This is a genomic window from Pseudomonas sp. UBA5706, assembly GCF_002419965.1.
Taxonomy (GTDB): domain Bacteria; phylum Pseudomonadota; class Gammaproteobacteria; order Pseudomonadales; family Pseudomonadaceae; genus Aquipseudomonas.
The window spans coordinates 175,462-187,491 of record NZ_DIHC01000028.1 but is presented as its reverse complement, the minus strand read 5'-3'; the positions used below and the strand labels follow the sequence as shown (position 1 = coordinate 187,491).

The following is a 12,030-nucleotide window of genomic DNA, read 5'->3' as shown; positions in this document are numbered from 1 at the left end:
AAATCGGGCGCAGGGCGTAGCACAGCGCGCCTCAAGCCCGATCTTTTTGCAGAACAGACCGCTTACGCCAGGCAAATGGACTGCACTGCGAGCGGTGTTCGGTTACAACTCGACCTTTACCGCCCGTGCGGTCTTGATCGACTCCAACGCGCAGTTGGCCAGGTGCAATGCTTGCAATCCGTCGCGTGCGTTGGTTGGCAGGGGCTGACCGGCGTTCACCGCATCGATGAACTGGTTGAGTTCGTTGCGATAGGAGTCGGCATAGCGCTCCAGGAAAAAATTTTCCAACGGCTCACGCACTTCGGTCTGGGTCGCGCTGTAGCTGCGCACGGTGCTGGGCCGATGGTTGTCGTTGAGGATCATGCCCTTGGCGCCGAACACTTCCAGGCGCTGGTCATAGCCATACACCGCTTCGCGGCAGCAGTTGATGTGGCACTGCTTGCCCGAGGCGGTGCGCAGCAGGACCATCACGCTGTCATGGTCGTCCAGTTGGGCCAGGGCAGGCTCGACCAGTCGGCTGGCCATGGCAAAGACCTCGACCGGCTCTTCCCCGAGCAGGGTGCGCGCCGTGTCGAAGTCATGAATGGTCATGTCCCGGAAGATGCCGCCGGAGTGCTTGAGGTTGTCCAGCGACGCCAGGCCCGGATCGCGACTGGAGATCACCACCTGACGCACCTCACCGATGTCACCTCGGGCAATGGCTTTGCGCATCTGCAGTGTGTCGGGATCGAAGCGACGATTGAACCCCAGCATGACCCTGCCGTTGAGCCGTTCGACCTCTTCCACCGCTCTGGCGGCTTTGGTGAAATCCAGATCGATCGGTTTCTCGCAGAGCACCGGCTTGCCCAGCTTGACTGCCCGCAGCATGTAGTCGATGTGGGTGTCGGTGTGGGTACCGATGACCACGGCGTCGACGTCATCCCGTTCGATGGCTTGCGCGCAATCGTAAGCAGCCTTGCACCCCAGTCGGGCCGCCAGTTTGTCGACGCCTTCGCGCCAGGGGTCGGCGATCACCGACAGTTGCACATCGGGGTTGGCCGCGACGTTGGCGGCGTGGATGTTAGCGATGCGGCCTGCGCCGAGGACTGCGATACGTAGCATGGGGAACTCCTGGGATTGTTCTTGTGGGGTTTGTCGGGGCGACGGTTGATTGACAAAGGTCTTCAGTGCGCCAGGTTGAACGGGGTGACGATCTGCACCGGCGATGCAGGAATCGGATCGACCTTGCACAGCCGATGGAATTGCAGGATGTGCAGAAACGCATGGCGTGCGTCGACCTGCAGGTTGTGATCGATGAGGGCGGCAATCTTTTCTTCGGCCAGCAGTTGGCGGTTTTCCTGGTCCAGATCGTGGCCGATGAACACCGCAAGCGGCCGGTTCAGGGCGGCGAACGCATCGACAATGGCGCGATTGCCGCCGCCGACGCTGTAGATGGCCTTGATCGAAGGGTAGGCCTGCACTGCCTGGCTCACGCGTTCGAGGGTCGGCCCATACACCCCCATGCCACCGCTGATGTCGATCACGCGCAAGTGCGGCGCACGGCTGCGCAGCCAGGTACGGAAACCCATTTCGCGCTCCTCCTCGCCGCGAAACAACTCGCTGCCGATGACCACTGCAACGTCTTGCGCGTCCTTGTCCAGCCAGCGCGACATCAGGTAGGCGGCGGTCTGCCCGGCGGTGCGATTGTCCATGCCGATATAGCCGATGCGCTCGCTCTGCGGCAGGTCGGAAACCAGGGTCACCACCGGCACCCCCGACGCCGTTACCTGATCCACCGCCTCGTTGATCGGCGGTTCATCGGCGGCCTTGAGAATCAGCCCCTGGCTGCCCTTGTCCATGCAACGCAGGATCAGGTCGCTCATCTGCTGGGTGTCGATCTCTTGATACAGATGAAAACGCGGGAAGATGCGAAACGGTGCCAGGCTGCCCAGTTGTGCGTGGATGGCCTCCTGTACCGCGTCGCTGAAACGTTTGGGGGTGTGCAGCACGATGTCGATGTGAAAGGTACGACCCATTGCCGGGCCTGATTTCTCCTGGGCTTCGAGTTCTTCCAGGGCTTGCTGGATACGCCTGTGGGTCTGGTAATGCACGCTGCCCCGCGCGTGCAGCACACGATCGACAGTTGCTTTGCTGACGCTAGCCTGAGCGGCGATCTGCTTGATGGAAAAACGTCTGGCGCGGTCGAGCATCCAATCCCCTTAGCCTGTGATTGAGGTCTTGTTGAGGTCGATTCGGGTCTCTGTGAGGTGAGCGCAATGCTAGTCTCTGTTCCATTCGTTGTACAGATAGAATTTAAATTCTATTGTGGCGACGATCATCCGCAGCCAAAAACAACAAAAGCAGGAGAAGGGCATGTCAGGTCTAGATCTTTCCACCTCGTTCACGGGCCAATACTTTGTCGTCACCGGCAGCACCCAAGGGCTGGGTGCCGCCGTTGCACAGACCCTGGCCAGACGCGGCGCCGCGGGCCTGATCATCTGTGGACGCAGCCGGGACAAGGGTGAGCAGCAGGTTCGGCAACTGGCCGAACTGGACTGCCAGGCATTTTTCGTTGAGGCCGATATGGAAAATGTCGAGGACTGCCGCCGGGTCGTCGCAGCGGCCGAAGCGCACTTCGGCACCGTTCATGGGCTGGTCAACTGCGCGGGGATGTCCGACCGTGGCAGCATCATCGACACCTCGCCGGAGCTGTTCGACCGCCTCTTCGCCGTGAATGTCAAAGCGCCGTTCTTCCTCATGCAGGAATGCATCAAGTTGATGATCGCCACTCACGTTGAGGGCTCTATCGTCAGCATCCTCAGCGTATCCGGGCACGGCGGCCAGTCGTTCCTGACGGCCTACGCGGCGTCCAAGGGCGCGCTGGCGGTTCTGACCAAAAACGTGGCGTTCAGCACCTTGCGCAACCGGATTCGGGTCAATGGCCTGAACATCGGCTGGATGGACACCCCTCACGAAGACCAGATCCAGCGCCAGTACCACGGTGCCGATGACGGCTGGCTGCAGCGCGCCGAGGCGCAAGCGCCGTTCGGCCGGCTGCTCAAACCCCAGGAAGTGGCCAACAGCGTCGCCTATCTCTTGTCCGAGCAGTCGGGCATGACCACCGGATCGGTCATCGACATGGAGCAGGGCATCATGGGCTGCGGCGACGGATCCACACCGCGCCCTGATGCGCCGCTGACCCTGAACGGGGTGACCGGAGCAGGCCAGTGAGCCTGTTCGCCAGCGCGGCAGAAATCGACGTTCAAGCCTTCGCCGCGCTGTGCGAACAGCCGGTGAACGTCGCTGACTACCCCCATGCGCAGGAAGTGCTCAGCCGGGTGGTGATCTATCACGCAGAGACGCTGCGCAGCGCCATGCAACAGCATCGCGTCGAACTGATGAGCGAGCTGCACGGCCTGTTTCGCGACGGTCCCGGGGTGCTGGTGGTGCGTCAGGCTTACGCTGATCCGGCGGTGATCGACCGGCATAGCGAGGTGTTTCGGCAGATCCTCGCCGAGGAGGCAGCGAATGTGGCGCGTGCCGATCACTTCGCCAAGGCCGGGGCCAATCAGCGAATCTGGAATTCATTGCAGAAGGTCGCCGAGCGTTCGCCGGATTCGTTCATCGAGTACTACGCCAACCCATTGCTCGGGTTGCTGGCCGAGGCCTGGCTGGGACCGTATTTCCAGGCCACGGCGCAGGTCAATGTGGTGACGCCGGGCGGACAGGCGCAGCAACCCCATCGCGATTACCACCTGGGTTTTCAACGTGATGAAGTGGCTGCGCGTTTCCCGCTGCCGCTGCATCGCCTGTCGCAGAACCTGACCCTGCAAGGCGCCGTGGCCCATACCGACATGCCGCTGGAAACGGGGCCGACCCTGCTTTTGCCATACTCGCAACTTTATGAGCCGGGCTATCTGGCCTGGCGCGATCAGCGTTTCATCGATTACTTCGACGAACAAGCCGTTCAGCTGCCGCTAAACAAGGGCGATCTGCTGTTCTTCAACCCGGGGCTATTCCATGCGGCAGGCACCAACCGAACGGCCGATCAATACCGCATCGCCAACCTGCTGCAGATATCCTCGGCATTCGGCAAACCCATGGAAACCGTCAACCGCGAACGCATGATGCTGGCGCTGTATCCACCGTTGCTCAAACGTGTTGAGCACGGCGAACTGGACGAGCAGGGGTTGCAGGCGGTGATTGCGATGAGTGCCGACGGCTATTCGTTTCCGACCAATCTGGATACTGACCCGCCCCTGCACGGCATGGCGCCGCAAACCGGGCAACAGGTGCTGGAGCAGGCCGTGCAGGAGCGCTGGACAGCCCCGCGGTTTGCGCAGGCGGTTGAGGCAATGCAGGTCAAGCGACTGGCTTGACATTGACCGTTTGGCAATGCGCACTCGCGTAGCAGCGCGGCTGGGCGGTGCAGACGTCAAGCACGCTCGCTGTTAGCACGTGCAGGCGCATTAGATATTCTCCGGCGTCACAATCTGCAACGGCACGCACACGCGATGGCGTTGCGGATCGATGTTCGGAGCGGTGGGCAGTTCGACCATCAATCGGATCAACTCCTTGGCGATCAGTTGCGGTTGCGAGTCGAAGACCAGCGTCACCAGCCCCTTGCGCATGGCTTGGCGCGACTCCACCGTCGTCTCGTTCAGGATCACGCACAGCTGCGGGCGTTGCGGGGTCGCGGACAGGGCGCTGATCACGCCTTCGACGCCGCCACCGGCCACGTAGATACCGCGTAGATCAGGGTAGCGGGCGAGCAGATCCAGGGTGGCTTCTTCGGTGATCGCGCCGTTGTCCAGAGTGACGATGGCCGGTAACACGCGAAACCTCGCTGCTTTTTCTTCGAAGAAGCTGCGCAGGCCAGCCTCGCGCTGCTCATGCCCCAAAAACCGATGCCCGCCGAGCATGACCGCCACCGTGCCGCCCCGATCCGGGCAGCCATGCGCAATCAACCAGCCGGCGGTACGACCCACTTCATGGTTATCTGTGCCGACGTACGCCCCCGGCGCCAGGGTGCGCAACTCGGTCAGCAGCGACACCACGTGCACCCCTTGGTGACGCACTTGCTCGATGGCTTCGAGAATCAGCGGATGCTCGAAACTGACCAATGCCAGGCAATCGCATTGCTGCGCCAGTTGATGAATCTGCCCGACGATCGACAGCGGCGAGCGGTCGTGGATCAGCTCGACATGGCAGACGATGTTCGCTGCTCGCGAGTCGCGCGCCTGCTCGACGATAGCGTCGCTGAGCGTCTTGTAGAAAGTCTGCGAGGTGCCCAGCAGCAGGATGCCGAAGTGGTAGGCAGGCTTCTTTTCGTTGATGCGTTGCGAGATCAGCCGAGCAGCAAAATAGCCCACCGCTTGAGCCGCTGAATGGACTTTTTCCGCCGTCTGCGGATTGACCGGTGCGCGTGCGTTGAGCACCCGGTCGACGGTAGCGACGCTCAGGTTGGCATGGCGCGCAACCGTCGCGATGGTCGGACGTTTTTTATTATTCATGAGGCCTCTTCTACACGGCGCCCTGGCCACTTCGAGGCACCGATTGTTCCAGCCTTGATAGAAAACCATCAAGTGTAATCAGGGCTGGATGATAGCTTGAGAGAGAATACTTTCAAGCGCTTGTGGCGGGCATTGCGATCCCTATAGTTTGGAGCACAGGTTTGAATCAGTGCGGTCGATAGCGTCGCGATATTCATCATCCGGAGAACAATAACAATGTCCCAAATATTCTCTGATCCCGAATGCGGAAAAGACTACAGCCTGACCGGCGAACAGGCGCGATTGGCCCAGGAGGCGGGGTTGGTGTCGGCGGTCTGGTACCAGTCCCCCGTGCCACGCAAACGCATGAAAGAGTTGATGCAGCGCAGCGACGGGCGGGCGATTCGCGACACCGCCCTCTGGCTTGGCCTCATGGTTCTCAGTGGCTGGGGTGGCTATGTGTTTTGGGGCAGCGCTGCCTGTGTGCCGTTCTTTCTGGTCTACGGTGTGCTGTACGGCTCGGCGGCGAACTCACGCTGGCATGAAACCGGGCATGGCACGGCGTTCAAGACCCGCTGGATGAACGATGTGGTCTATCAGATCGCCTGCTTCATGGTCATGTACGAGCCTCAGGTCTGGCGCTGGAGCCATGCACGGCACCACACCGACACCATCATCGTCGGTCGCGACCCGGAGATCGTCGAGCCCCGTCCTCCACGCTTGAACGTGATGTTCCTCAAGCTCTTCTCGCTGCCCCACGTCTACACCATCTTCAAGTCGTTGGCCTTGCATGCAACCGGGCAGATGAGTGCTGAGGAGAAGACCTTCGTTCCCGAATCCGAATACCCGAAGGTGTACCGCACAGCGCGCATCTGGCTGACCCTGCACGCTGCGGTCATTGCCCTGGCGCTCTACCTCAATTCCTGGTTGCCGATGATGTACGTGCTGTTGCCGACGATGTACGGCGGCTGGTTGAGTTATGTATTCGGCCTGAGCCAGCATGTGGGCCTTGCCGAAGATGAACTGGATCATCGCAAGAACTGCCGCACGATCTACATGAATCCGGTGTTCCGTTTTTTCTATTCGGACATGAACTACCACCTGGAACATCACATGTTTCCGATGGTGCCTTACCACGCCCTGGCCAAGCTTCATGAAGAAATTAAAGACGATTGCCCACCGCCCTATAAAAGCATCATCGAGGCGTATCGCGAGATCATTCCGACCTTGCTCAAGCAGCGCAAGGACCCCTCGTATTACATCCGCCGTCCGATTCGCGAACATGCGGCGCCACAGTCAGAGCCCCGGCAATCGGCGCTCAGTTAAAGATCACGAAGTACCCACTCGCCAGAAGAACAAGAGAGCACTGCCATGAGCAATCAATGGGTAGAGGTTTGTCATGTCGACGACATTGATGAAGAGGATGTCATCCGCTTCGACCATCAGCACAAAACCTACGCGGTGTACCGGTCGCAGAACAGCGAATTTTTCGCCACCGATGGCCTGTGCACCCACGAAAAAATCCACTTGGCCGACGGCTTGGTGATGGACTTTGTGATCGAGTGCCCCAAACACAATGGCCGTTTCGACTACCGCAATGGCAAGGCGCTGAACGCTCCGGCCTGTATCAACCTGAAGACCTACCCGGTGAAAGTCGAAGCGGGCAGGGTGATGCTCGATATTCAAGGGCAGGGCCAGGCATGAGCCCCTCAGACCCGATGGTGATCGTCGGCGCCGGACACGCGGGCGGACGTGCCGCGCTGACCTTGCGTGAGGCCGGATATGCCGGGCGCATCGTGCTTATAGGAGACGAAGCGCACCTGCCGTACGAGCGTCCGGCGCTGTCCAAGGCGCTGCTCAAGGGCGAATGCTCGTTGGACTCCTGCAGCCTGTTCAGCGAGGCCAGTTACCTCGCGTCCGGTATCGAGCATCTGAGCGGCGTGCGCGTGACCGGCATCGACACGGTTGCGCATTGCGTAGCCCTGGATGACGGCGCGTCGCTGGTCTACCGCAAGTTGTTGCTGGCGACAGGCGGGGCGTCTCGTCGCCTTGATCTGCCGGCGCATCAGCTCGGCAATGTGCATTACCTGCGCACCGTTGACGAAGCGCTCGAACTGCAAAACAACCTCAGCCCCGACACCCGTCTGGTAGTGGTCGGCGGCGGCTTCATCGGGCTGGAAGTGGCCTGCAGCGCACGCGATCGAGGCTGTGACGTCACAGTGCTGGAAGCCGGGTCGCGGCTGGCGGCCCGTGCACTGCCCGAACGTGTGTCCGAGGCATTGCTGACCCTGCATCGACGCAAAGGCGTGGTCGTTCATCTCGGTGTACAGATCGAAGCTTTCCACGGCGAAGACCGCGTCGAGGCGGTGCAACTGAGCAGCGGCGAGCGAGTGCCCTGCGACGTGCTGCTGGTGGGCATCGGCATGCAGCCGAATCTGGCACTGGCACGTCAGGCCGGTCTGGATACCGGCAGTGGCATCAGGGTGGACGCGTTTCTGCAAACCAGCGTGGCGGATATCTACGCAGCGGGCGACGTCTGTGAGTCCGCTCGTGATGACGGCACGTTCCATCGGCAGGAAACCTGGCGCAATGCCGAGGCCCAGGGACGATTGGCGGCGTTAAATATGCTCGGGCAGCAGCAGCCGTTCAATGGCGTGCCGGGTTTCTGGTCAGACCATTACGAATTCGGCTTGCAGACCGTCGGGGTGCTGGCAGCGGATGCGCAGATCATCGAGCGCGAAAGCGCGGAGGGCGGGTTTCTGCTGTTATATCTGGATCGGCAATCGAGGCTGGCTGGCGCCTGCGGCTGGGGTGTCGGAAACAGCATCGCCAAGGACATCAAACTGTGCGAGCGCCTGATCGAAAGCCAGGTGGCGCTTGGGGCTGAGCAACTCTGCGATGCCAGCATCTCGCTCAAGGGTTTACTGCGGGGTGCCCATGCCTGACAAACCATCGAGTCGAGAATTTGTGGTGTTCCAGTCGATGTGGGCGATGCAGAACGAGCAGGGTGTGTTGCCTTCGTCTCTCGAATCGCAACTGACGAAAATTGCCGAAGCCGGGTTTGACGGGATCACCGATCATTTCCATGAGCCCGAGGCGGCGCGCACGTTGTCCGGCCTGGCCAGCAGGCTCGGGTTGCAGATCGAGGGCCAGGTGTTTCCGCAAACCGTGGACGAGCTGCAGCCCGCGCTGGACATCGCCAGCCATTACGGCTGTCATCACCTGACGATCCAGGCTGACAGTCGACCTCGTACGTTGAAAGAGGCGGTGATTCTGGCACAAGGCTGGCAGCGCCTGGCCGAACAGGTGGATTTCCCGGTGTTGCTGGAAACCCACCGTTATCGGCTCACCAGCGATCTGCATTTCACCCTGGATCTGCTCGCGGAGTTGCCCGATCTCAAGCTTCTGGCCGACCTCTCGCATTACGTGGTGGGCCGGGAGATCCCCTTGCCACCGGGCGATGATGATCAGCAGCAGATTCGGCAGATCCTGCGTAACAGTTGGGGATTTCATGGCCGGGTGGCCAGCTGCGAACAGGTGCAGGTGCCGATCAGCTTTGCCCGGCACAAGCCATGGGTCGAGCTGTTCAGCGATTGGTGGACGCTCGGAATCGAGGATTGGCTGGGTCGCAGCGCGGTGCCGGGCAGCCTTTCATTTACCTGCGAGTTGGGCCCACCGCCGTATGCCATTACCGATCGGTTGGGCAAGGATATTACCGACCGTTGGCAAGAATCGCTGCAGATGAAGGACCTGGCCCGACAGCTCTGGGCTGGCTGTACCCAACACCTGTAGCTGTCCGCCTTGCCGTGGGTGGCGCCGTCAACACGGTACCGCCGGCAAGCCATGTGATTGGAGAGGGCCGAACAGTGAGCGCTAGGTTTGTCGCCCCGGCGTTCAAGGTTCTTTTTGAACAGCGTCGATGCCGGCGCGGAACTGGCACGTCCTATGCTGTGCTCCTGGGACATCCAATGCGCTGGAGTTGCTTGCCAGCGCTGCACGCCATTAAGCCAGGAGATTGCAATGCACAAAGACTACCCAGCGGCCTACCAAGTCAGCAAAGGCGCAGCGCTGCAGGTGGACACGGCATTCTACGAGCGTATTCGCCAGCACGCCGAACGCCGCACGCTGGCTGAACGGTTCGAGGTGCCGATCCGCACCGGCCGGGCCTGGCACGTCAAGGCCGGGCAGGTGTTTCGCGTGACCACACCGATTGGCCCGCAAGTGGGTGACTTCAACGTGTGGAACGCTCACGACCCGCGGGAGCGCCTGTGGGCCGCACGCACTCGCCAGCTGCAAGGCGCCCATGTCACCACCCACGACCGGCTCTGGTCGAACCTGCCGTTCCTGCGGCCGCTGCTCACCATTACCGACGACAGCCTGGCCGGCTACGGCATCGATGAACATGGTGGGCGCCTGCACGATCTGCTCGGCACGCGCTGCGATCCTTACGTGAACAAAATGCTCACCGGCGAGGATTTTCACCATCACTGCCATTCCAACCTGACCCGCGCCGTGCTGCCCCATGGCCTGACCGAGTTCGACGTGCATGACGTACTCAACATCTTTCAGTGCACCGGACTGAACCACGACGACAGGTATTTCATGAAGACCTGTCCGGCGCAGAAAGGCGATTATCTGGAATTCTTCGCGGAGATCGACCTGCTGTGCGCGCTGTCGACCTGCCCGGGCGGTGACCTGTCGCTGCCGATGTGGGGCCCCGAAGCGCAGGATCCGCTAAGCGTGTGCCGACCCTTGGGGGTCGAGATCTACGACCTTGATCCGGCGCTGCTGCAAGGATGGGAACAGCCGAAACGCGCCGGGTATAACGGCCTGCACGGGCTGAAAATCGCCAAGGCGGATTGGGAAGTTTAAATCACCGATCGTATGACTGACCTGCAGCAGCACGGCTCGTCGGAGGGGCGGTCTCGATGACGCTGTCGCCGGCAAGCCATGCCCGACACTTGTTAATTGGCGAGGGGTTAAGCATCGCGAAGCAGGTCATGAGCATTGAGCAAGCTCCAGGCGATCTCCGGCCGTTTTTCAAGGCCTCTGCGGATCGCGGCGGGGATAGCGGCTCGGGTCTTGCGGCACATGCCGGGCAGCTCGGCGATCTCGATGACGATGCCGCGCATGCTGCGTACTTCATTGAAGCCCGGGGCAATGTGCAGACGGATGCCCAACTGTTCGTACATGCGCCGTTGCATGTGCTCAAGGTCGGTCAGACTGGCGATGTCTTCCAGGCGATCGAGCAGACGTTTTTCCTCCTGTCGTGTCAGGCAGAGGATGCGCTGATCGGTGGCGGCGCTCTCCAGCAGGCGTTCGCGGTCACAGACGCAAGCGCCGGGCGGGCAGGGTGAGCGGATGGGCAGGGTGGCAGTCATGGGCTCCGATCATACCCGATGCGGCCTGCCCGGCGCCGCTGTCTCGACCGACGCCCGGTTGCTGCACCAGAGGTGCGCGGGTGTATCCCCAATGCTGTTAGGATTGCCGTTTCGCACACGCGCACCCCGATGCATATTCCCTCGCACGCGATCCAGATCACCGACGTTCAACCTGCTGACATCCCCGAGGTGGTGGGATTTGTCATGCAGGCGCGCAAGGCGATGTTTCCAATGCTCGATCCGGCCGCCCTGCCTGACGATTTGCGCCACTTCCAGCGCACCTATCTGGAGAGTGAGGGTGGCCGGTTTTTCATCGCCCGTCTTGCCGGGAAGCTGATCGGCGCCGTTGGCTACCTGCCTTACGACGGGCGATTTGCACACCTGCACTTCGGCGCCCGGCACGTGGTGGAAGTGGTGCGGCTGTTCGTCGACCCTGGCGTCAGGCGCCTGGGCCTGGCAGCTCGGCTGGTTGCGCTGTTGAAGGCGGCAGCGCTGAGTGAACGGGTCAAGGTCCTGTACCTGCACACCCATCCTTTCCTGCCCGGCGCAATTGCCTTCTGGCAGCGTCAGGGGTTCGACATCGTCAATACCGAGGATGATCCGGTGTGGCAGACGACGCATATGCAGTGTTTGCTCTGATGCGGCCATCTCTTTATGCACGCATCTTGATGTGCGCGTCTGCGCAAGCCACTGTGTAAAAAAACGAACGCTGGCGTGGACCAAGCCTCGAAAGAACACAGTCCCGGCTACTGGACGGACGTTCCATTCTGGAGAGACCCAAATGATGAGTTCGCGCAAGACGTTGATGCCTCTGTTGTTTGTCGCAGCTGCGGCTGCATCGGGCGGCGCGCTGGCTGACTATCCCGCTTCCGCGTCCATGATGCTCGCGGCGTCCGGCATTGGCGGTGCCGGCGGTGCGAGCGCCGGCTCGGCAACAGGAGGCGGCGCGGCCAGCGGTGGAACGCGGGGTGCTGCGGGCACCGGCGCGGCAAGCACCAACGGCAGTAACAGCGGCAGTACCAACGCGACGGGCACCAATGGCACGAATGCCAATGGCACCGATGCCGCGCACAGCAATGGCAGTAACAGCAGCAGTACCAACGCCAACGGGACTAACGGTACCAATGCCAGCGGCACCAATGCCGCCCACACCAATGGCAGCAACAGCAACAGCAACA

General features: G+C 61.4%; 12 protein-coding genes and 1 pseudogene. 9 read left to right on the top strand and 4 right to left on the bottom strand.

All coding sequences use genetic code 11. The annotated features are described in order from the left end of the window. Positions 1 to 102 precede the first annotated feature (102 nt). Together iolG and B3I26_RS13105 are read right to left on the bottom strand one after the other, a co-directional pair. Positions 103 to 1,101 carry an inositol 2-dehydrogenase gene (iolG, locus tag B3I26_RS13110; RefSeq protein WP_296258192.1) on the bottom strand — a complete coding sequence of 333 codons (999 nt, stop codon included), beginning with the start codon at positions 1,099 to 1,101 and terminating at the stop codon, positions 103 to 105. A 62-nt stretch (positions 1,102 to 1,163) separates the two neighbouring features. Continuing rightward, a complete protein-coding gene (locus B3I26_RS13105; protein WP_296258191.1) occupies positions 1,164 to 2,189 on the bottom strand; it encodes a LacI family DNA-binding transcriptional regulator in 1,026 nt (341 codons plus the stop codon). 163 nt (positions 2,190 to 2,352) lie between these two features. Here B3I26_RS13105 and B3I26_RS13100 point away from each other — a divergent pair, with 163 nt between their 5' ends. Next, positions 2,353 to 3,210, top strand: a complete 858-nt coding sequence (locus tag B3I26_RS13100) for an SDR family oxidoreductase (RefSeq protein ID WP_296258190.1) — start codon at positions 2,353 to 2,355, stop codon at positions 3,208 to 3,210. Beyond that, a complete protein-coding gene (locus B3I26_RS13095; protein WP_296258189.1) occupies positions 3,207 to 4,358 on the top strand; it encodes a phytanoyl-CoA dioxygenase family protein in 1,152 nt (383 codons plus the stop codon). Before B3I26_RS13100 ends, B3I26_RS13095 begins: the two co-directional genes overlap by 4 nt. Positions 4,359 to 4,448: 90 nt before the next feature. Here B3I26_RS13095 and B3I26_RS13090 read toward each other — a convergent pair whose 3' ends face one another. Next, positions 4,449 to 5,492, bottom strand: a complete 1,044-nt coding sequence (locus tag B3I26_RS13090) for a LacI family DNA-binding transcriptional regulator (RefSeq protein WP_296258188.1) — start codon at positions 5,490 to 5,492, stop codon at positions 4,449 to 4,451. A gap of 216 nt (positions 5,493 to 5,708) precedes the next feature. Between B3I26_RS13090 and B3I26_RS13085 the strand changes: the two genes are divergently transcribed. The 5 genes from B3I26_RS13085 (at position 5,709) to B3I26_RS13065 (ending at position 10,343) form a co-directional block, all read left to right on the top strand. Then, entirely contained in the window at positions 5,709 to 6,797 is a 1,089-nt protein-coding gene (locus tag B3I26_RS13085) for a fatty acid desaturase family protein (RefSeq protein WP_296258186.1), read from the top strand. 45 nt (positions 6,798 to 6,842) lie between these two features. Further along, positions 6,843 to 7,175: a MocE family 2Fe-2S type ferredoxin gene (locus tag B3I26_RS13080; RefSeq protein ID WP_296258184.1), complete on the top strand. Its 333-nt coding sequence runs from the start codon at positions 6,843 to 6,845 to the stop codon at positions 7,173 to 7,175. Continuing rightward, entirely contained in the window at positions 7,172 to 8,416 is a 1,245-nt protein-coding gene (locus B3I26_RS13075) for an NAD(P)/FAD-dependent oxidoreductase (protein ID WP_296258183.1), read from the top strand. The genes B3I26_RS13080 and B3I26_RS13075 overlap by 4 nt, the downstream gene beginning before the upstream one ends. Next, positions 8,409 to 9,263: a sugar phosphate isomerase/epimerase family protein gene (locus B3I26_RS13070; protein ID WP_296258182.1), complete on the top strand. Its 855-nt coding sequence runs from the start codon at positions 8,409 to 8,411 to the stop codon at positions 9,261 to 9,263. Before B3I26_RS13075 ends, B3I26_RS13070 begins: the two co-directional genes overlap by 8 nt. A 228-nt stretch (positions 9,264 to 9,491) precedes the next feature. Continuing rightward, entirely contained in the window at positions 9,492 to 10,343 is an 852-nt protein-coding gene (locus tag B3I26_RS13065; RefSeq protein WP_296258181.1) for an urea carboxylase-associated family protein, read from the top strand. 107 nt (positions 10,344 to 10,450) lie between these two features. On the opposite strand, the gene B3I26_RS13060 is transcribed toward B3I26_RS13065, so the two are convergent. Continuing rightward, positions 10,451 to 10,852, bottom strand: a complete 402-nt coding sequence (locus B3I26_RS13060; protein ID WP_296258180.1) for a hypothetical protein — start codon at positions 10,850 to 10,852, stop codon at positions 10,451 to 10,453. A gap of 129 nt (positions 10,853 to 10,981) precedes the next feature. Here B3I26_RS13060 and B3I26_RS13055 point away from each other — a divergent pair, with 129 nt between their 5' ends. After that, positions 10,982 to 11,491, top strand: coding sequence for a GNAT family N-acetyltransferase (locus B3I26_RS13055; protein ID WP_296258179.1), 510 nt, complete (start codon positions 10,982 to 10,984; stop codon positions 11,489 to 11,491). Positions 11,492 to 11,633: 142 nt separating this feature from the next. Further along, positions 11,634 to 12,030: pseudogene (locus B3I26_RS13050) on the top strand (hypothetical protein); the annotation flags it as partial.

Excerpts from the sequence above, each read along its gene's own strand:
- iolG (WP_296258192.1), bottom strand. The coding sequence starts at position 1,101 with ATGCTACGTATCGCAGTCCTCGGCGCAGGCCGCATCGCTAACATCCAC.
- B3I26_RS13105 (WP_296258191.1), bottom strand. The coding sequence starts at position 2,189 with ATGCTCGACCGCGCCAGACGTTTTTCCATCAAGCAGATCGCCGCTCAG.
- B3I26_RS13100 (WP_296258190.1), top strand. The coding sequence starts at position 2,353 with ATGTCAGGTCTAGATCTTTCCACCTCGTTCACGGGCCAATACTTTGTC.
- B3I26_RS13090 (WP_296258188.1), bottom strand. The coding sequence starts at position 5,492 with ATGAATAATAAAAAACGTCCGACCATCGCGACGGTTGCGCGCCATGCC.
- B3I26_RS13085 (WP_296258186.1), top strand. The coding sequence starts at position 5,709 with ATGTCCCAAATATTCTCTGATCCCGAATGCGGAAAAGACTACAGCCTG.
- B3I26_RS13080 (WP_296258184.1), top strand. The coding sequence starts at position 6,843 with ATGAGCAATCAATGGGTAGAGGTTTGTCATGTCGACGACATTGATGAA.
- B3I26_RS13075 (WP_296258183.1), top strand. The coding sequence starts at position 7,172 with ATGAGCCCCTCAGACCCGATGGTGATCGTCGGCGCCGGACACGCGGGC.
- B3I26_RS13070 (WP_296258182.1), top strand. The coding sequence starts at position 8,409 with ATGCCTGACAAACCATCGAGTCGAGAATTTGTGGTGTTCCAGTCGATG.
- B3I26_RS13065 (WP_296258181.1), top strand. The coding sequence starts at position 9,492 with ATGCACAAAGACTACCCAGCGGCCTACCAAGTCAGCAAAGGCGCAGCG.
- B3I26_RS13060 (WP_296258180.1), bottom strand. The coding sequence starts at position 10,852 with ATGACTGCCACCCTGCCCATCCGCTCACCCTGCCCGCCCGGCGCTTGC.
- B3I26_RS13055 (WP_296258179.1), top strand. The coding sequence starts at position 10,982 with ATGCATATTCCCTCGCACGCGATCCAGATCACCGACGTTCAACCTGCT.